The sequence below is a fragment of the Ihubacter sp. rT4E-8 genome (genome assembly GCF_049852125.1).
In the GTDB taxonomy this organism is placed as follows: Bacteria; Bacillota; Clostridia; order Peptostreptococcales; family Anaerovoracaceae; genus Senimuribacter.
Window position 1 is genome coordinate 934,822 of record NZ_CP187532.1, and the last position, 17,940, is coordinate 952,761.

The 17,940-nt window shown below is 45.2% G+C and carries 15 protein-coding genes; 8 read left to right on the top strand and 7 right to left on the bottom strand.

Features of this window, described 5'->3' with window-relative positions; genetic code table 11:
• Positions 1-28 precede the first annotated feature (28 nt).
• Positions 29-2,476, bottom strand: coding sequence for a GH25 family lysozyme (locus tag ACPW7J_RS04630; protein ID WP_425756896.1), 2,448 nt, complete (start codon positions 2,474-2,476; stop codon positions 29-31).
• Positions 2,477-2,641: 165 nt separating this feature from the next.
• Here ACPW7J_RS04630 and ACPW7J_RS04635 point away from each other — a divergent pair, with 165 nt between their 5' ends.
• Positions 2,642-3,511, top strand: coding sequence for a DUF5685 family protein (locus tag ACPW7J_RS04635; protein ID WP_425756898.1), 870 nt, complete (start codon positions 2,642-2,644; stop codon positions 3,509-3,511).
• The gene (locus tag ACPW7J_RS04640) at positions 3,504-4,100 is read left to right on the top strand and encodes a J domain-containing protein (protein WP_425756900.1); all 597 of its coding nucleotides are present in this window, start codon (positions 3,504-3,506) and stop codon (positions 4,098-4,100) included. The genes ACPW7J_RS04635 and ACPW7J_RS04640 overlap by 8 nt, the downstream gene beginning before the upstream one ends.
• A 63-nt stretch (positions 4,101-4,163) precedes the next feature.
• On the opposite strand, the gene ACPW7J_RS04645 is transcribed toward ACPW7J_RS04640, so the two are convergent.
• The 6 genes from ACPW7J_RS04645 to ACPW7J_RS04670 form a co-directional block, all read right to left on the bottom strand.
• Complete coding sequence (locus ACPW7J_RS04645) at positions 4,164-5,192, bottom strand: 1-aminocyclopropane-1-carboxylate deaminase/D-cysteine desulfhydrase (RefSeq protein WP_424959404.1); 1,029 nt, start codon at positions 5,190-5,192, stop codon at positions 4,164-4,166.
• Positions 5,193-5,213: 21 nt separating this feature from the next.
• On the bottom strand, positions 5,214-6,242 hold the full coding sequence (locus ACPW7J_RS04650) for an aldo/keto reductase (RefSeq protein WP_425756902.1): 1,029 nt from the start codon (positions 6,240-6,242) through the stop codon (positions 5,214-5,216).
• Positions 6,243-6,252: 10 nt separating this feature from the next.
• Positions 6,253-7,611, bottom strand: a complete 1,359-nt coding sequence (locus tag ACPW7J_RS04655) for a PFL family protein (RefSeq protein WP_425756904.1) — start codon at positions 7,609-7,611, stop codon at positions 6,253-6,255.
• An 18-nt stretch (positions 7,612-7,629) separates the two neighbouring features.
• A complete protein-coding gene (locus ACPW7J_RS04660; protein ID WP_424959405.1) occupies positions 7,630-7,905 on the bottom strand; it encodes an ACT domain-containing protein in 276 nt (91 codons plus the stop codon).
• Complete coding sequence (locus ACPW7J_RS04665; RefSeq protein ID WP_425756906.1) at positions 7,889-8,953, bottom strand: elongator complex protein 3; 1,065 nt, start codon at positions 8,951-8,953, stop codon at positions 7,889-7,891. Before ACPW7J_RS04665 ends, ACPW7J_RS04660 begins: the two co-directional genes overlap by 17 nt.
• A 172-nt stretch (positions 8,954-9,125) precedes the next feature.
• Entirely contained in the window at positions 9,126-9,773 is a 648-nt protein-coding gene (locus ACPW7J_RS04670; RefSeq protein ID WP_425756908.1) for a DUF6873 family GME fold protein, read from the bottom strand.
• A 128-nt stretch (positions 9,774-9,901) separates the two neighbouring features.
• Between ACPW7J_RS04670 and ACPW7J_RS04675 the strand changes: the two genes are divergently transcribed.
• The 6 genes from ACPW7J_RS04675 to ACPW7J_RS04700 all read left to right on the top strand — a co-directional run bounded on the left by ACPW7J_RS04675 (position 9,902) and on the right by ACPW7J_RS04700 (position 17,925).
• Entirely contained in the window at positions 9,902-11,269 is a 1,368-nt protein-coding gene (locus tag ACPW7J_RS04675) for an MATE family efflux transporter (protein WP_425756909.1), read from the top strand.
• A gap of 7 nt (positions 11,270-11,276) precedes the next feature.
• Entirely contained in the window at positions 11,277-11,942 is a 666-nt protein-coding gene (locus ACPW7J_RS04680; protein WP_425756911.1) for a uracil-DNA glycosylase, read from the top strand.
• Between the two features lie 161 nt (positions 11,943-12,103).
• Entirely contained in the window at positions 12,104-13,477 is a 1,374-nt protein-coding gene (locus ACPW7J_RS04685; RefSeq protein ID WP_425756913.1) for an RNA-binding domain-containing protein, read from the top strand.
• Positions 13,478-13,604: 127 nt separating this feature from the next.
• Positions 13,605-14,159 carry a LemA family protein gene (locus ACPW7J_RS04690; protein ID WP_161873851.1) on the top strand — a complete coding sequence of 185 codons (555 nt, stop codon included), beginning with the start codon at positions 13,605-13,607 and terminating at the stop codon, positions 14,157-14,159.
• A complete protein-coding gene (locus tag ACPW7J_RS04695; protein ID WP_425756915.1) occupies positions 14,159-16,042 on the top strand; it encodes a DUF2207 domain-containing protein in 1,884 nt (627 codons plus the stop codon). The genes ACPW7J_RS04690 and ACPW7J_RS04695 overlap by 1 nt, the downstream gene beginning before the upstream one ends.
• On the top strand, positions 16,039-17,925 hold the full coding sequence (locus ACPW7J_RS04700) for a helicase-related protein (protein ID WP_425756917.1): 1,887 nt from the start codon (positions 16,039-16,041) through the stop codon (positions 17,923-17,925). The genes ACPW7J_RS04695 and ACPW7J_RS04700 overlap by 4 nt, the downstream gene beginning before the upstream one ends.
• Positions 17,926-17,940: the final 15 nt, after the last annotated feature.

Genomic DNA, 17,940 nt, shown 5'->3' on the forward strand with positions numbered 1-17,940 from the left:
CCGACAGGCCGGCTGCTGCAGTTCTATTCTATTGGGCTGTACGAATCGCTTTTGTGGACCATTGCGTATAATACTTTTCGCCGTTTATGACTCGAACGCCCCGTACTTTATAGTAATAACGAGTACCTTTAATGAGATCTTTTGTATTTTTATAGGTAAGCTTTGTTCCATCTGTTGTGGTGAAGAACGCCTTAGCACCGTAGCCCTCGCTCTTTTTCAGAGAACGAAAAACTTCAAAATAATCAACCTTATAGCCATAGGATTTTTGCCATTTAACAGTGATAGCGCCGGGTACGGCAGTAGAGGACGCTTTAAGTGTAGTTGCTTCTACTCCCTGTATGATCCGCGAATCATCTGAGGCAGCGGATACTGTGGACGGATTGTAGGTTCGATTAGCCAAATTGGACCACTGGGTGTAAACCGTTTCTCCGTCTATGTTTCTGACGCCTCTGATTTTGTAATAATAGCGAACACCCTTGGTCAGAGCCTTGTTGTTCTTATACGTAGAGGCAGTTCCTGTTTTAGAGGAATAAAACGGCGTATCCTCAAATCCAGTTTTGCTGACTGCACGGAAGACTTCATAGTAATCTACCTTGTAGCCGGCGGACTTTTTCCACGAAAGCCTGATGAAGCCGGAGCCTAATTCCGAAGAAGCTTTTATCGTAGTATTTTCCACGCCTTTTTTAATGCGCTCGTTGGCGCTTTCGGTAACGGTAACAGTTATCTTTTTCGTAGCTGCCGAGTAATCATCGGTTTCAGCGCATTTGATTGTAATGGTGACAGTACCGGTTTTTCCTTTTAAGGTAACGTACCCTTTGCTGCTGACAGAAGCTATAGTTGTATCGCTGCTGCTGTAGGTCAGTTTGCCCCCGTTTGTAGACGCGTTTAGATCAAAACCGCTGTCATCCGTTGTCTTATTATACTGGTCTGCGCTGGCGCTGATAGAAGCAACGGGCTTTTCATCTGCTTTTACGGTAATTTTGATGTCCTTGGACGCTTTTTCATAGTTTTTGGTTTCCGGACTGGTTACAGTAATGTAAACAACGCCGGTTTTACCCTGCAGGGATACCTTTCCGCTACTGTTTACAGTTGCGATAGCTGGATCGCTGGACTTATAGGTTAATTCAGCGCCGCTACTGCACTTGGCGTTCAGCGTCCAATCAGGCCTGCTGACTGTTCTGGAGTAAGCGCTGTAGCCTGTAAAGGTAGGCGTAGCTTTGTTGATTTTGAACGTCTGGGTAAACGATCCGTGGAAGTTCCGCATGCCCGTAATTTTTACCTTTGCTGTGCCGGCATTTGTGTTATTAGAATAGCTGACCTTATAGTCCAGGTTTTTTTTCAGGGTAGTGCTCTTATATTTAACTGTCACGCTTGGCTTTTTAGCTGAACCAGTGTATTTTTGATCTGCGATTGCGTTGACAGTTCCGCCGTCTGCGATGTCAGTAGTGGTAATAGTAAACGGCACCAGCTTTGTATTAGAGTACGCGCCCTTTCCTCGAACCATGGCATAGCCTGTCCCGGCGAGAACGTTTTTGATATAGTAATAGTCGTAGTCAACGCCCTTGGTCAGGGTTTTTCCGTTATATGTAGCAGTGATAATCGGCTGCTTCTTATACTTGGTATAAGGATATGACGTTCTGCTCAAAGAAACAGAGACGTCTTTCATGGAGATTGTTCCTTCCTTGGTCTTTTCAGCTTTGTTGTCATAGTACCAGAAATTACAATCGATGCTGCCGGTAGTACCTGTTACTTTCCCACTGGAAGTGTACTGCCAGAATTCATATGGACGGGCATAGCTGTTACTATCGGAGTACTGTGCCATCCAAACCTTGTATTTATTATCGATCAGGTTCATATTCAGCTTATAGGCATTTGAAAAGTCCGGACACATCATGTTTCGATAGGAGTAGAACATAGGTGTGTAGCCTGCGTCGGATTTTGCGATGACATTGAGAAAAGCCAGCGAATTGGAAGTCAATTTCGTACGTTTCTGTGCCGTTGTACCTGCGTTGTCATAGGCCGTTTTCAGTCTGCCGGCATATTCGCAGTCGTAGACTACGGGCAGGTCCAGCTTGCGGCCGTCTAAGGTGTCTAAAACGAACTGTGCTTCCTTCTGCGCTTCGCTGATAGTAGTCGCGCAGGAGTAATAATATACGCCGACCATGACGCCGTTTGCTCTGGCTTCTTTATAATTTTGCTCAAAATAGCTGTCTATGTTACGGCGAAAAGGAGAGTCCAAACCGGTATAGCCGATACGGATAAAAGCGTAGTCGATTCCCTGCCGTTTAACCTTTCCCCAGTCGATGTCTTCTTGCCATACCGATACGTCGATACCGTCGATCACGATGCAGTTGCTGAATTTAGACGGGTGAGAATAGGTTTCTGAGTCTACTACTGCATTGCTGGCAAAGGCCATAGTACACGTGGCAAAAAGAGCTGCCATGGTGATAGCGATTGTTAGTAATGTTTTCTTCATTTTTTCTCTCCTGTAATTGTGTGCTGTGTCTAATCCTTCCCCTTTATAATCTCTTTTCCCTTGTATATGGTAACAAGATCATGAAGAATTTGTCAACCTTTCGCAAGTAATTTTCACAAATACTTCTTGAAACTGTCATATATTTGGTATATCATCAAAAGTATTATGTTAGGCTACGTAACTGTTGACAAAAATGAATTAAAAGTCCGCGAATGGGATGTCTACCAGGGATATTATTGCGGTATGTGCAAGTCTATTTCCCGGCGAGTAGGGCAGCTTCCCCGCATGGTACTCAGCTTCGATTGCGTTTTTCTGGCGCTGATCCTGGAAAGTCTGTCAGAAAATGCGGAACAGATTTCTAAAGAACATTGTATCATGCATCATTTGGAGAAAAAACCGGTAGTTTTTGGAAGCGAGGCTTTGGACTATGCCGCTGATGTTATGGTCATTCTGGCATACCACAAATTCCGAGATGACTGGCAGGACGAACAAAAAATCTCCGCGTTAGCGGGACGTATGGCATTGGCATTGGCATATGGCAGGATCAAAGGGTGCCGGCCGAAGGTTTGCGCCGCGGTGGAGGATGGTCTCAACCGTTTGTCCGCGATGGAAAAGGAACAATGTGCGATGATAGATTTAGTCTGTGACGTCTTCGGGGAAATTCTGGCGGCATTATTTTCTGGATATAGGTTTTCCTGTTCAACTGAAGACAAAGCAGTTGAAGAATCTTTCCAAACAAGGGAGCGGATCTTGGAGCATCTGGGACGTCACGTGGGACGATGGATCTATGTGATTGACGCTTTGGACGATATGGAGAAGGACAGAGAATCAGGAGCGTATAATCCACTTCTTTTACGCAAAGATGGTCTTGTCGGAATTGAAGATATGCTATATAATGAACTTGCAGAGATTACCAAAGCTTATGATCTTTTGGAAATAAAGAAAAATCAGGGAATTTTGGAGAATATTCTCTTTATTGGTTTACGTGGACAAACGGATCGCATTTTGGCAGAAAGGATGAAGGAACATGAATAATCCATATGAAGTATTGGGCGTTAAACCAGGAGCGTCAGAGTCAGAAATCAGAGCGGCGTATAAGAATCTAGTAAAGAAATACCATCCAGATAAGTATCAAAATAATCCTTTGGCTGATTTGGCGGAGGAGAAGATGCAGGAAATTAACGAGGCATATGATATTTTGATGAAAAACCGTCCTTCAGGAAATGAGAGCTATCATGCGTCCGGCTCACAGTCTTATGGCGCATCCGGAGGATCAGCAGAATACTATGCTGTAAGGCAGGCGTTAGACCACAATGATTTGGTAGGCGCGGAGCAGATGCTGATCAATATGCCGGCGAGAGACGCGGAATGGTTTTTCCTCAGCGGCGTACTTTCGTATAAGAAGGGGTGGATTGACGATGCGCTGACCAATGTACGTCAGGCTATGGATATGAATCCGAACAATATGGAATACAGACAAATCTATCAACAGATGGCGTCAGGAGGAGCGATGTATAGAGGAAGATCCAACGCGCAGGGTTATGGACAGCAACAGCAAGGAGATTGCTGCGATACTTGCTGCACCGTGTATTGCCTGACCAGCTGGTGCTCTCCATGTTGGTAAAATATATTGTTAATGAAGGGAATTCAGCGAAGAAGCTAAATTCCCTTTTTGATTGCGGAACTGCTAGATGATATGAATATATCTCTCCAGTTCTTTTTCCATTTCAATTCGATGGTGTTTTGTGTAGATGCCTGGAATTCCTCCGGTATGCATCATGATCACGTTCTCACCCTGCTGAATCTGGCCGCTTTTAACCATTTCTAAGATAGCGGCGAAGGTTTTGCCGGTGTAGCAGGGATCTAAAATAATACCCTCCTTGCGGCCCATGTAGTAAATGGCTTCTCGTACCTCTTTAACAGGATTATTGTAGTCACCGTGATCGTAATCACAGATCACGTCGAAATCTTCTTCACACATATTTATATCTAATCCAAAGAACTGTTTGATTCTGCTGAAGTATTCTGTAGCTTCCGTTTTTCCGCCGTGTTTAAACGGCAGAATCGTTACGCCGGTAAGATGTAATGGGAGTTGTTCGTTTTTAATGCCTACAGCTAACCCCATATAAGTTCCCAGACTGCCTATGGTAGCGACGACGCGCACGTCTGTCAGCCCCATGGATTCTGTCTGCCGGGATAATTCCAGCGCACAGTCATAATAACCCAGACTGCCCAGTTCGTTAGAACCGCCGGTCGGAATGAAATAAACCTTTTCACCCTTAGCTTCCCATTCTTTTGTGACCTTTTCAACAGCTATAGACTGCAGTTCGTCTTCAGAATGCATACCGTCGTCCTGTACCAGATATACAGGACAACCCATAATGCCGTCGAGCAGAAGATTAGCTGATATTTCACCAGGATAAGGATCTACCGCAATGATAGCTGCTTTCATGCCTAGCTTTGCGGCTATGGCGCCGGTAAGCCTCCCATGATTGGTTTGCGCGCCTCCAACGGTCAGCAGCATGGTAGCGCCTTTGTCCATCGCGTCCTTTGCCAGGTATTCCAGTTTACGCAGCTTGTTTCCCCCGGTGCCGAAGTCGGTGAGGTCATCTCTCTTTAAATAGAGGTTGATACCTAATTCTCCGGAAATGGACTTTAGATGCGTTAACGGCGTAGGCAGGGTGATTAGTTGTAATTTTTCGTGACCTAATGTCATAGTGGTGTACCTCCTGATTTATTACACTGTTCGAAGGGCTATCTGTTCTTTATAGTCTGCCAGATTTTTTTCTAGCAAAGCGGGTGTGTCCAGACCATACGGGCATTTCGCTTTGCATTTACCGCAGTGAAGACAGCTTTCGATCAAAGTCATATCGGCCTGATGCGCTTCGTCCATATAGACCTCTGCGGGCGCTCGGCGAAGCAGTAGAGCCATACGGGCGCAGTCGTTAATTTTAATCCCAACAGGGCATGGCATGCAGTAACCGCATCCTCTGCAGAAGTCGCCGGAAAGTTCTTCTCGTTCTGCTTCAATGAAAGCGCGCATGGCGTCGTCTATAACGGGAGGATTCTTTCCGCACATCAGGAACTGATCCAGTTCTTCTGTTTTTTGTACGCCCCAGATGGGAAGGACATTGTCAAATTGATTCATAAAGGCATATGCCGCGTCAGCTTTAGTAATAAGTCCTCCGCCCATGGCCTTCATGGCAATGAATCCCATATCAGCTTCTTTACATAGGGATACAAGTTCTAAATCCTCAGATGAAGAAAGATAGGAGAGAGGAAACTGCAGCGTTTCGTACAGTCCACTTTCGATGGCTTCCTTTGCTATGCTGATTCTGTGGTTTGTGATACCGATATGACGAATCTTTCCTTCTGCCTTGGCTTTTGACATTGCTTCGTATAAACCAGTTCCGTCACCAGGCTTCGGACAGAAATCAGGGTTGTGAAACTGATACAGATCAAGATAATCTGTTTGCAGTTCATTTAAAGAAGTAGAAAGCTGCTGCCAGAATTCCTCTGTAGCGCTGCACATGGTTTTGCTTGCAAGAAAAACGTTTTCACGTAAGCTTCGGCTGCTGAGAGCTTTGCCTAACTTTGCTTCGCTGTCAGAATAGAATCTGGCAGTATCAAAGAAGGTAATACCGTTTTCGTAAGCGCGCATAATCAGTGCGTCTGCAGCTTCAAAAGAAATTCTTTGAATCGGCAACGCGCCGAAGCCGTTTTTATTAGTAATGATTTCTGTTTTTCCAAGTCTGATTTGCGTCATGATTTGCTCCTTAATTTTTTAGACTTTGCAGAGGAGCAGGGATTCTGCCGCCTCGGTTGATCATCTTTGCAGGAGATTGGCTGCGAACCGGCATAACAGGACCATACCCCAGCAAACCGCCGAAATCCAGTTCTTCGCCTTCGGAAAGACCGATTGCCGGGATCACGCGAACCGCTGTGGTTTTGGAATTGACCATTCCAATAGCTGCCTCATCTGCTATGATGGCAGAAATTACTTCGCTGGTTGTATCTCCAGGAATAACGATCATATCTAAACCTACAGAGCAGACTGCAGTCATTGCTTCCAGCTTTTCAATGGACAGGACGCCGTTTCTGGCCGCGGCAATCATACCAGCGTCTTCACTGACGGGGATAAAAGCGCCGGACAGGCCTCCTACACTGGAGGACGCCATTACGCCGCCTTTCTTTACGGCATCGTTGAGCATAGCCAGGGCGGCTGTCGTACCGTGAGCGCCGCATTGCTCTAAACCAATTTCTTCTAGGATATGGGCGACCGAATCTCCAACCGCCGGCGTAGGCGCTAAAGATAAATCGATGATGCCAAATTCTACGCCTAGCATTTCAGCGGCTTCCGCAGCCACAAGCTGGCCCATACGAGTGATTTTGAACGCAGTTTTTTTGATTGCTTCTGCGATTTCATTCATAGTAGCTTCCGCAGGCATTTTTGATAGAACGCTGCGAACTACGCCCGGACCGGAGACGCCGGCGGAAAGAACGCAGTCAGCTTCGCCAACACCGTGAAAAGCGCCGGCCATAAATGGATTGTCTTCTACCGCGTTGCAGAAAACCACCAGCTTGGCTGCGCCAATACATTGTCTGTCTTTCGTTAATTCGGCAGTTTCGCGAACCTTTTGTCCCATCAGCTTTATCGCGTCCATATTGATACCGGCGCGAGTTGAACCCACGTTGATAGAGGAGCAAACCAATTCAGTCTCAGCTAATGCTTGAGGAATTGCTTGAATCAGTTCCAGATCTCCCGCGGAAAATCCTTTTTGTACCAGAGCCGAAAAACCCCCGATGAAATTTACTCCAACCTGGTGAGCAGCCTTATCCAATGTGAGGGCGTACTTTACCGGATCACCGCCGGAAACGCCAACCAGCATAGAGACCGGTGTGACGGAGATTCTTTTGTTCACAATAGGAATTCCGTATTTTTTCTCAATGAATTCACCCGTTTTAACGAGATCACGTGCCTTGGTCGTAATTTTTTTATAGACCTTTTCGCAGGATTTGTCGATATCGCTGTCAGCACAGTCCAGCAGAGAAATCCCCATAGTAATCGTGCGTATATCCAGATTTTCTTCTTGTATCATGGTAATTGTTTCCATGATGTCGCTCATGTTCAGCATCTACAAAATCCTCCCGTCCTAAATTCTATGCATGGAATTAAAAATATTCTCATGCATAACGTGAACCTGCATGGCCGGTACTTGTTCCTGAATGGATTTTTGTAATTGATCGATCTGCATGGATGCTTCTGTGATGTCAACAATCATAACCATACAGAAAAAACTGTCTAACACAGATTGTGTTACTTCAACTACATTAGCATTAGCCTGAGCGCAAGCGGTGGAAACCCTGGCAAGAATTCCTACCATATCTTTTCCGATCACGGTTACAACAGCTTTAGATGTTTCGTTCATTATCATTCTCCTTTATTTTTACTTCATATTGATAATCCTGTAAAAAATCATTCACCTTATATAATATATTAAGTTCAGGGTATTTTTCAAGAAAAAACTTCTTGTTTCTGCCTCCGTTTCCGATCAGGTTAGAGAAGCAACGCCGGTTTGCGTAGAAATCTGCCTTAGTTTTTCCGTTGGAACGTCCTTTTAGCGTGACGTATTCCTTCAGTTGATCTTCAATTTGCTCTCTGGCGATGGCGCCCTCCACTAATTGACGGAAAGCTGGATGAAAAGTACCTCCTGCGGTTTGATCTTCATCGCTGAGAATATCGCTGCTTTTCAAACCGACACGGATAATATTGATACCGGCCTTTGTGAGAATTTTATACATTTCTTTGGTTCGATGGACAGCATCTTCTTCCGATAACGGCGTATATTGACCAGACACATATAGGTGGTGCAGCTGTGTGTCTGATATGATGACAGTGGGATAGAGCCGGGCAATAGAAGGTCTGATTTTCACTGTTTCCTGCGCGGAATAAATATCCTTTTCTAAAGTGTCGCCCGGCAGACCAATCATCAGTTGAATTCCTAATTCGAAATCGTATTCCTGAATTAGACGGCAGCTTTTATATACCGATGCGCTGTCATGACCTCGTCCCGAAAGACGAAGCACTTCATCGTCAAAGGATTGTACGCCCAGCTCGATCGTGTCGGCATCGTACTTTTTTAGATTATTTAAAATCGTTTCATCAATATAATCCGGTCTGGTAGACATATGAATCTTCTTGATACGCCTCTTGTCCTTATATTCCTTTGCAATGGATAAATATGCAGATTGTTCCTCCAAAGGAAGTCCCGTAAAACTTCCGCCGAAAAAGGCCAGTTCAATAACGTCAGTTCCAGCAGGCTCCAAGGTCGAAAGCCAGGTTTCAATGGTGTTCCTCACCTCTTTTTCAGAAGGAGGCGCAGTCCGTGCCGTAATCTTTCTTTGATTGCAGAAGACACAATCGTTGGGACAGCCTTTGTGGGGTATGAAGATGGGGATGATTGCATGCTTTTTCACTTGTCTTTCGCCTCCATTACTTCGGTTTACTGTATGTACTGCGATACTCACGTACTTCATGAAGCCTTAGCCCGATTTGCCGCATGTGTTGCATTGCTTGACTTCGGACATTGACGAATTCCTGTGGTCCGCGGCTTTTTGTTAATGTCTCGATCCAGAGTAACCCGCATGCTTACAAAATCGACCCAATATCGGTCAACTTAAACTGAGGAAACCATTTGCAGGTGAGACCGCGTTTTTCAATAAAGTCCACGATGGCGGAGAAATCCGGATGACCGAACAGGTCGCCGTGGAAGATGATTTCTTTGCCGACTCTGCCACTGGCGCCGCCGATGAAACCGGTATCATAACCATCCAGTCTGACAAAGCCCGGTGCGACCCGAAGCACGGAAATATCAGGGAATTTACTGCAGGCTTTGATAATGCCTTCGTCATAGGTGATGAGAGAGGTTTCGTCTACGATGACTACGCTGCATTTTGTATAACCCTGTCGAACGTCGACGAGAATCATACCCATTTCCTTTGCTGCGAACAGTAGCTTTTCGTTAGTGATGTTGAGATTATGAATAAAATACTTTCCAGTGCAGGCGGCGTTGAAAGCGGCTTCGGCAGGGTAATCTTTTCCTAAATCTTCCTTTGCAGCAAAAAATATGGGTGCGTTTTGTTCGATCCCCATTTTACATAAAAATACATCGGGGTGATTTGAAATCGCCTTGTCAACAATACCCTCCGACGCCACAAATTCCAAGCAGTAGCCTGTATCATTCAGATATTCTTTTAATCTGATATTTGCGTCTTTCGCAATATAAATTTTGTTCATGGAACTATTCTAACACGAAAAGCACGGGAAAAAAAGGATAGATTGTTTTTTCTTTGTACACCCCCTTGACTTTGTACACATAAGTGTGTTCAAATAGTAGTAGAGTTTTAGAAGGAAGGAGATATCATATGCAAAAAAACAATACTTTAATGACGTCAGGCACAATTTGGAAGGAAATCCTTCTTTTTTCAATTCCGCTGATTTTAGGAAATCTGTTTCAGCAGCTCTACAATATTGTAGACTCTGTTATTGTTGGAAATATTGTAGGAAGCGGCGCTCTTGCGGCAGTAGGCGCAAGCGGTGCGATTATTCAGCTTCTGATTGGATTTTGTATCGGTGCGTCCGCCGGCGCGGGGGTTATTACATCTCAGTCCTATGGCGCGCAGAACCAGGAGGGCGTGTTTAAGGCGGTACATACTACTTTGGCGATTTCCATCTGCGCGGGGATTATTTTATCAATCATCGGCGTTTTGTTTACGCCGTGGATTCTTCGTTGGATGAATACGCCGGAAGAAGTGTTTGCGGACGCAAAGGCTTACTTGCAGATCTTTTTTGCAGGTCATTTCTTTGCTGTCATTTATAACATGCTGGCAGGCATCTTGAACGCTGTTGGAAATTCCAGACGGGCGTTGATTTATCTGATTATCGCTGCGGTTTCCAATACGATTTTAGATATTATTTTTGTGGCTGTATTTAAGATGGGCGTTGTGGGCGCGGCGCTGGCAACAGATATCAGTCAGGGCATTTCCTGTTTCTTTATTCTGAGATTTCTTTGTCGCACCAGTGAGATGTACAAAGTTCACTTCAAATCTATCAAGTTTTATGATAATTTACTTGGAAGGATTGTAAGAATTGGTCTGCCTACCGGTGTGCAGAATATCGTTATTTCCCTGTCCAATGTTATCGTGCAGTCCAGTGTCAACAGTTTCGGCCCTACGGTTATGGCGTCTTACGCGGCTTTTAACCGTGTAGACGGATTTATTCTTCTGCCGATTTTAAGTATCAGTATGGCGGCGACGACCTTCTGTGGACAGAATTATGGAGCAAAACAGATTGACAGGATCAGACAGGGGATGAAGACCTCTATGAGTATGGGAGCTGGATATGCGCTGATTGCCGGCGCGGTGATGCTGGTGTTCGGGCCGTATATCATTCGGATTTTCACTGGTGAACAAGCGGTCATCGAGACGGGAATTTACATGATGAAATATATGTATCCGTTCTATTGGGTTTTGGCAATTCTGCAGATTGCCATCGGCGCCATACGAGGTGTGGGCAGAACCTTTGAAGGAATGGTCATTTCGATTTTCTCCCTGTGCGTTTGCCGTGTCATCTGGATTAAGGTCAGTCTCGATATATCCCACCAGCTAAATCTTTTGATTTTGGGTTATCCAGTGACCTGGCTCATCGGTGCAATTATGATGTTAATTTACATTAAAAAAGGCAGATGGCTCAGATATGAGGAAATTGGTCTGGAAGAACCGGAGAAAGGATGACAGCATTATGGTAAATATCGGAAACCATTGGGATGCAATATTAGCAGGAGAATTTGAAAAAGAATATTATCAGAAGCTGCGGCAGTTTCTGATCAGCGAGTACGGAAGCAAAACCATTTATCCGGATATGCACGATATTTTCAATGCATTGAAATATACAGATTACGAGGACGTCAAGGTTGTGATTTTAGGGCAGGACCCCTATCACGGTCCGGGGCAGGCCCACGGTATGTCTTTTTCTGTGCGGCCGGGCATCAAGCAGCCGCCTTCGCTGGTGAATATTTTCAGAGAGTTAAAAGACGATCTGGGCATCGATCCGCCGGATCACGGCTATTTGGTCAAATGGGCGGAGCAGGGCGTACTGCTGCTCAATACCTGTCTGACGGTCAGAGAGCACCAGCCTAATTCCCATAAGGGAAAGGGATGGGAAATTTTTACTGATAAGGTAATCAGTCTGCTCAACGAGCGGGAAAAACCCATGGTCTTTATCCTCTGGGGCGGCAATGCAAGGTCGAAACGAAGTCTGATTACGAATCCAAACCACTTGATTCTAGAAGGCGCGCATCCAAGCCCGTTGTCTGCTTACAACGGCTTTTACGGCGGCAGGTATTTTTCCAAGGCTAATGATTTTCTGACGGCAAATGAACAGAGCCCGGTGGAGTGGAAAATATAAAGACATTAAATTTAGATTCTGCGGTTTTACAGTAATATGCTAGATCGCAGAATTTTTATTTCTTTTATTTTGTTTTCTTTCGTTTTCTTTCGCTTTTGGTTGATTTTTTTCTTTTTTGGGTTATAATAAAAGAAAGATGATTTGTGAAGGGGGAACCGGAGATGAAGCCGATTGAAAATATCGATATAGAATGGAAAGAAATTTTCGTAGATGACGTCAAGAAAGAAGTTATCGCTTTTGCCAATGGAGCAGGCGGCACGCTTTACATTGGAATTAGAAACGATGGTACGATCAAAGGCGTGGAAGATCCTGACGCAGTTATGCTGCGGGCGTCGTCAGCGCTTTCAGATGCGATTATGCCGGACATTATGCCCTTTGTAAAGATCAGAACCGTTGAACGGGAAGGTAAACCTGTGGTTGAAATTGCGGTGCAGACGGGAACTCGGCGTCCATATTATCTGAAAAGTAAAGGATTGAGATCCTCTGGCGTATATGTGCGGCAGGGCAGCGCGTCGATTCCTGTCAGCGATGAGGGAATTCGTCAAATGATACTGGAAAGCAGCGGCAAATCCTACGAAGAAAGCCGCAGCATGGAGCAAAATCTTACCTTTTCTGCATTAGAAGTGGAGATGGCGAAAAAATCTATCGAGTTTGGACAGCCGCAAATGCGCAACCTCCATCTCATTGGAGAGGACGGATTATATACTAATCTGGCGCGCCTTTTATCGGATCAGTGTGATCATAGTATCAAAGTCGCAATTTTTCAGGGCAGAGAGAAGGAAGTTTTTCATAGCCGGAAAGAGTTTTCCGGGTCTTTGTTGAAACAGCTGTACAGCGTATATGAACTGATTGATCTCAGCAACAAGACCAAAGCGACCTTTTCAGGACTTGATAGAATCGATCAGCGAGATTATCCGGAGGACGCCATCAGAGAAGCTTTGCTTAACTGTATTGTACATCGTGATTACGGGTTCAGCGCGAGTACCTTGATTAATATTTACGAGGATCGCTTGGAGTTTGTTTCTCTGGGAGGTCTGGTGCAGGGACTGTCTCTTGACGCGATTTTTATGGGCGCTTCACAGTCCAGAAATCCCAATCTGGCGGCGGTATTTTATCGTTTGGGTCTGATTGAAAGCTACGGAACTGGCATCAGCAAAATTATGCGCTTATATCAGGCAGAAGCGAAACAGCCGAAGATTGAGACGGCAGAGGGTGCGTTCCGGGTGACGCTGCCAAACTGTAATGAAAATGAGTTTCTTTATGCAAAAGAGGTTTCGCGGAAAACCGGCGCTGCCGTCCATGAACTTTCTTACGGATTAACCAAAACTAGTGCGCCGACACCTTTTCTGACAGAGGAAGAAAGGCTGCTTCGTTATGTGAGAGAGCACGGTGCGATAACAAGAAAGGAAGCGGAGGCGCTTTTACAAGTGAAGACCACCAAAGCATATCATGCCTTGAGAAAGCTGTGTGAAGCCGGGGTCTTACGTGAATATGGAAATGGCCGGAGCCGGATTTACATCGGAAGGAGTGATTGAAGATAGAAGTTTGTTTTCACGCGTTTACCGTGTCAAAGCTCTGGTTGAGTTGTAAATTATTGTTAATTGGTGTATAATCAATCAAAGAAAAAGAACTATGTTAAAGTAAATAACGGGAGGTATCAATATGATCATTGGTATTATTATCGCTGTGGTTGTTCTGATTCTTGTAATCTGGATTATCAGCGGCTATAACGGATTTATCAGAGGAAAAAACAACGTAGAGGAAAGCTTTGCTACTATGGACGTCTATCTGAAAAAGAGATATGATTTGATTCCTAATCTGGTAGAAACCGTTAAGGGATACGCATCTCATGAGAAAGAAACGCTCAGTCAGGTGGTAGCGGCCAGAAATATGGCGCAGGGCGCGGGAACAATAGAGGAAAAAATCGCCGGTGAAAATGCGTTGACGGGGACGTTGAAAAGTCTCTTTGCAATAGCGGAGAATTATCCGGATTTAAAAGCGAATACCAACTTCCTTGATCTTCAGAACCAGTTGAAGCGAGTAGAAGAAGATATTGCTAACGCTCGGAAATATTATAACGCTGTGGTTAAGATTTTTAATAACAAATGCGAGATGTTCCCAAGTAACATTCTGGCAGGGATATTCCATTTTCAAAAGAAACCGATGTTTGAAGTGGATGCTGACGATGAAAGACGGAATGTAAAGGTGGAATTCTGATGAGAAGGATGAGAAGGTTATTTTGTGCGTTAATAGCAGCGGCGCTTCTTTTGAGCTGCTGTTTGTTTTCCAGCGCGTCGGTTTATGCGGCCGGCGGCTATGAGACAAATCGATTCGACGTGGAAATGACAGTAGAAGAAAATCATGTGATTCATGTTACTGAAACGATAAAAGTTGATTTTAAAGCTGCGCGACACGGTATTTTTCGATATGTCCCCTTTGAGGACGGCATTTACACGATCAAAAACCTGCGCGCGGAGGGTGAGTCTTACAGCACAGAGACGATCAGAGAAAACGGTACGGCGCAGAGTATCCTGAAGGTCGGTGATGCAGATCGGACGATTACAGGCAAGCATACGTATATCATCAGTTATGATATCGTAGGCTACGAGGATAAAACGGCTGACGCGGACTTTCTGGCTGTCGATGTTTTGCCTACCGGATGGGAGTCTTCTATCAAAAAGGTATCTGTCAAAGTGTCGCTGCCCAAGCCTATCGACCCGGCGCGCGTAGAGGTTTATTCCGGCAGCTATGGGCTTGAAGGCAATCCCCTGCAGGTAAAGGCTAATTATCACGAGAAAGATAATACCATTACATTGCATGCTGAGAACCTTTATCAGGGCGCGGGGATTACTCTGCGGGCTGAATTGCCGGAAGGATATTGGCAGGGAGCCGCGAACAGGGATTGGTTGGTATGGCTGTTGACGGGCGCTTTAATTGCGCTGCCGCTGATTATGGGACTGCTTTGGCTGATGTTCGGACGGGATACAAAGATCGTTAAGACCGTAGAATTTTATCCTCCGCAGGATCTGACCCCAGCAGAAATCGGATATATTATAGACGACATAGTAGATAACAAGGATCTGGCCTCTATGATCATGTATTATGCGGATAAGGGCTGGTTGTCTGTAAGAGAATATACGAGGGATCAATTTGAGTTGACGCGTCTTACTTCTATTGATCCGAAAGAAAAGGCCTTTTCGAAAACTTTGTTTCACGCGCTTTTTGAAGAAGGCGACGTGGTTCGTATGGATCAATTGCCAAAAGGCTTTAGCGATCAGTTTCTTGCGGCCAGAGACCAGCTGAAAAGCTGGTATAGCGGCGACCGTGTGTTAACAACTACTGCTTCTAAGGTGATCCGGGGAATCGGTATGGCTTTGATGTTTGTGCCGGCAATAGCGTCTATTACGGCAGGTTCCTTTTTCTCCTTTAATTATCTGTGGATGATAGCGCTGATTCCGTCCATCATTCTGCTTCTGATAGGGTTATGCATGGATATTAGTGTTTTTGACCGCAGAGATGTGTACAGTAAGGGGAAAAAGCTGTTGCTTAGTATGATTGGTTCAGCTTTAGGTCTGATAGGACTTGGCATTGGCGCTGGTGTGGTGGCTATATCAATGGAACAGGAGCTGCTTGCGCTGCTTACTTTGGTCTCAGGCATTGTTACATTTATCTTTGTGTTGATCATGGGCAAGCGAACAGATTACGGAGCTAAATTGCAGAGCCAGATTCTGGGCTTCCGCAATTTTATTGAGACGGCGGAACTGGAAAAGCTGGAATTGCTGGTCGAGGATGATCCAGAGTACTTTTTCAATATTTTGCCGTATGCTTATGTTATGGGGCTATCAGATAAATGGGCTAAAAAATTTGAAAATATACGTTTGGAAGCGCCGTCATACTATTCAGGATATGGTGGAGATCCGATATTTACTGCTATGTGGTACAGCCATATGTTCAGGAGCTGTAGCAGAGGATTTACAGACAGCGTGACGAAAAGCATGATTGCTTCCAGCGGTGACAGCGGCGGAAGGCATTCCAGCGGCTTTGGCGGCGGTGGATTCTCTGGCGGAGGCTTCGGCGGCGGCGGAGGTGGAAGCTGGTGATATACAGCGAAAACCTGAATTATCTAGCGTCGTACTACGAGAAAATTTACCGGAACAATACTGGCGGTAAAATCGCGAGAAAAAAGGGTAAGAATCTGGCTAATTATAAGAGAAGGCTAAAAGCCAGACTTCGAAAAATCGTACGTGAGAAAAGAATGCAGCCCGCTGGTCCAGGAGAGTCAAAGGATGCCCATATTCGCGCCAATTCTCTCTCCAGAGATGTGAATCTTTATGGAACGGATTTTGATAAAAATACATTTTATGAGCAGGTTCGCCTTTTGGCAGAGGCGGATCTGCGTATTTTTGCAGAGTGCTATCCTGCTTTTACAGGCTCTATAGCCGCTGTTTTTATGGGAGACAGGCAGGTGGATAAACGGATGTGCAAAATGTCCTTGGTGTATTATTATCAGAATTATTATCTGGTTCGTTTGATTAAGGGGGATATTTCGAAAATGATGCCGGATTCACCGGTGATGCAGTATCCGCAGGCGCGAAACATGAGACGAAGATTCATCCTTCATATTGGACCGACCAATTCTGGAAAAACCTATGACGCTATTGAACGATTGAAATCCGCTTCCTGCGGCGTTTATTTAGGACCCTTGCGGCTGTTGGCATTGGAAATTCATGATAAAATGGCTGAAAGCGGCGTCCCGTGCAATATGGTTACCGGAGAAGAAGAAATGATTGAGCCATATGCGCTGGTGACGGCCAGCACGATTGAGATGCTGGATGATAGTTTACAGTATGACATAGCGGTGATTGATGAAGCGCAGATGCTGGCAGACCCTCATAGAGGACACAATTGGACGAAAGCTATTTTAGGGCTTTGCGCGAGGGAGATTCATGTCTGTATGGCTCCGGAAAGTGAAGCGGTAGTAAAGAAATTGATTCATATGTGCGGAGACCGTTATGAAGTAGTGCGGCATCAAAGAAATACAGAGTTGTTTTTCCTGCCGGAACCTTTTTCTTTGGAGAATGTGCGGGACGGAGACGCTTTGATCGTATTTTCAAAAAAATCTGTGCTCAAGCTGTCATCTTTATTGGAAGAAAGAGGCGTGGCGAGCAGCGTGATTTACGGCAATTTGCCGCCGGCAGCGCGAAAGGAACAGATTTATCGTTTTATATCGGGACAGACTCAGGTTGTGGTCAGCACGGATGCGATCGGGATGGGTGTGAATTTGCCAATTCGGAGAGTGGTCTTCATGGAGACGGAGAAATATAACGGACGAGTGATGCGGCCGTTGAAGCCTGAGGAGGTTCGACAGATAGCAGGCCGGGCGGGGCGACTTGGAATGTATGAGGAGGGCTTTGTGCAGGCAGCCAGGGATATGTTAGCAATCCAGGAAGCGCTGCTCTGTCCACCGGAAGAATTACAATATGTTTTTGCGGGCTTTGCGGAAAGCTTATTGGACATTCCCGCGGAGCTTCCGGCAATTTTAAGCACATGGGAGAAGATGGGGCATTCTCGCTTTTTTCGCATGATGTCAGTAGAGGAAACTCTGATTCGATATCGTTATCTGCAAAAGCTTGTGGAAGTAAAGGGAAGCTGCTTGCGTCTGTCAGACTGCGATAAGCATCAGGTTTATCAACTGATTGCCTGTCCATGTGATACGAGAGAAAAATCGGTAATGGAATTGCTGGCGGATTATCTGTTGGATATTTTAGAGAGGGGACGCATCAGCTTGCGTTTTCCTGTTCTCACAGGAGAGGAATCTCTGCAGGCGCTGGAAAGTCATTATAAGTGTCTGGATCTGTACCACCAGGTCAGCAGTAGATTCGGCTTTTCTTATGAAAAGCATGGGCTGGATGTGGAAAAGAGGATCTGCGTAGATAAAATCAATAATATACTTACTGCAGATATTGACAAATCCGGCAAGTAAAAGTTTGCGGAAGGA

Coding starts and splice junctions, on each gene's coding strand:
- ACPW7J_RS04660 (WP_424959405.1), bottom strand. CDS start 7,905: ATGAACGAAACATCTAAAGCTGTTGTAACCGTGATCGGAAAAGATATG.
- ACPW7J_RS04690 (WP_161873851.1), top strand. CDS start 13,605: ATGATCATTGGTATTATTATCGCTGTGGTTGTTCTGATTCTTGTAATC.
- ACPW7J_RS04640 (WP_425756900.1), top strand. CDS start 3,504: ATGAATAATCCATATGAAGTATTGGGCGTTAAACCAGGAGCGTCAGAG.
- ACPW7J_RS04675 (WP_425756909.1), top strand. CDS start 9,902: ATGCAAAAAAACAATACTTTAATGACGTCAGGCACAATTTGGAAGGAA.
- ACPW7J_RS04655 (WP_425756904.1), bottom strand. CDS start 7,611: ATGCTGAACATGAGCGACATCATGGAAACAATTACCATGATACAAGAA.
- ACPW7J_RS04650 (WP_425756902.1), bottom strand. CDS start 6,242: ATGACGCAAATCAGACTTGGAAAAACAGAAATCATTACTAATAAAAAC.
- ACPW7J_RS04685 (WP_425756913.1), top strand. CDS start 12,104: ATGAAGCCGATTGAAAATATCGATATAGAATGGAAAGAAATTTTCGTA.
- ACPW7J_RS04630 (WP_425756896.1), bottom strand. CDS start 2,476: ATGAAGAAAACATTACTAACAATCGCTATCACCATGGCAGCTCTTTTT.
- ACPW7J_RS04680 (WP_425756911.1), top strand. CDS start 11,277: ATGGTAAATATCGGAAACCATTGGGATGCAATATTAGCAGGAGAATTT.
- ACPW7J_RS04695 (WP_425756915.1), top strand. CDS start 14,159: ATGAGAAGGATGAGAAGGTTATTTTGTGCGTTAATAGCAGCGGCGCTT.
- ACPW7J_RS04670 (WP_425756908.1), bottom strand. CDS start 9,773: ATGAACAAAATTTATATTGCGAAAGACGCAAATATCAGATTAAAAGAA.
- ACPW7J_RS04635 (WP_425756898.1), top strand. CDS start 2,642: ATGTTAGGCTACGTAACTGTTGACAAAAATGAATTAAAAGTCCGCGAA.
- ACPW7J_RS04645 (WP_424959404.1), bottom strand. CDS start 5,192: ATGACATTAGGTCACGAAAAATTACAACTAATCACCCTGCCTACGCCG.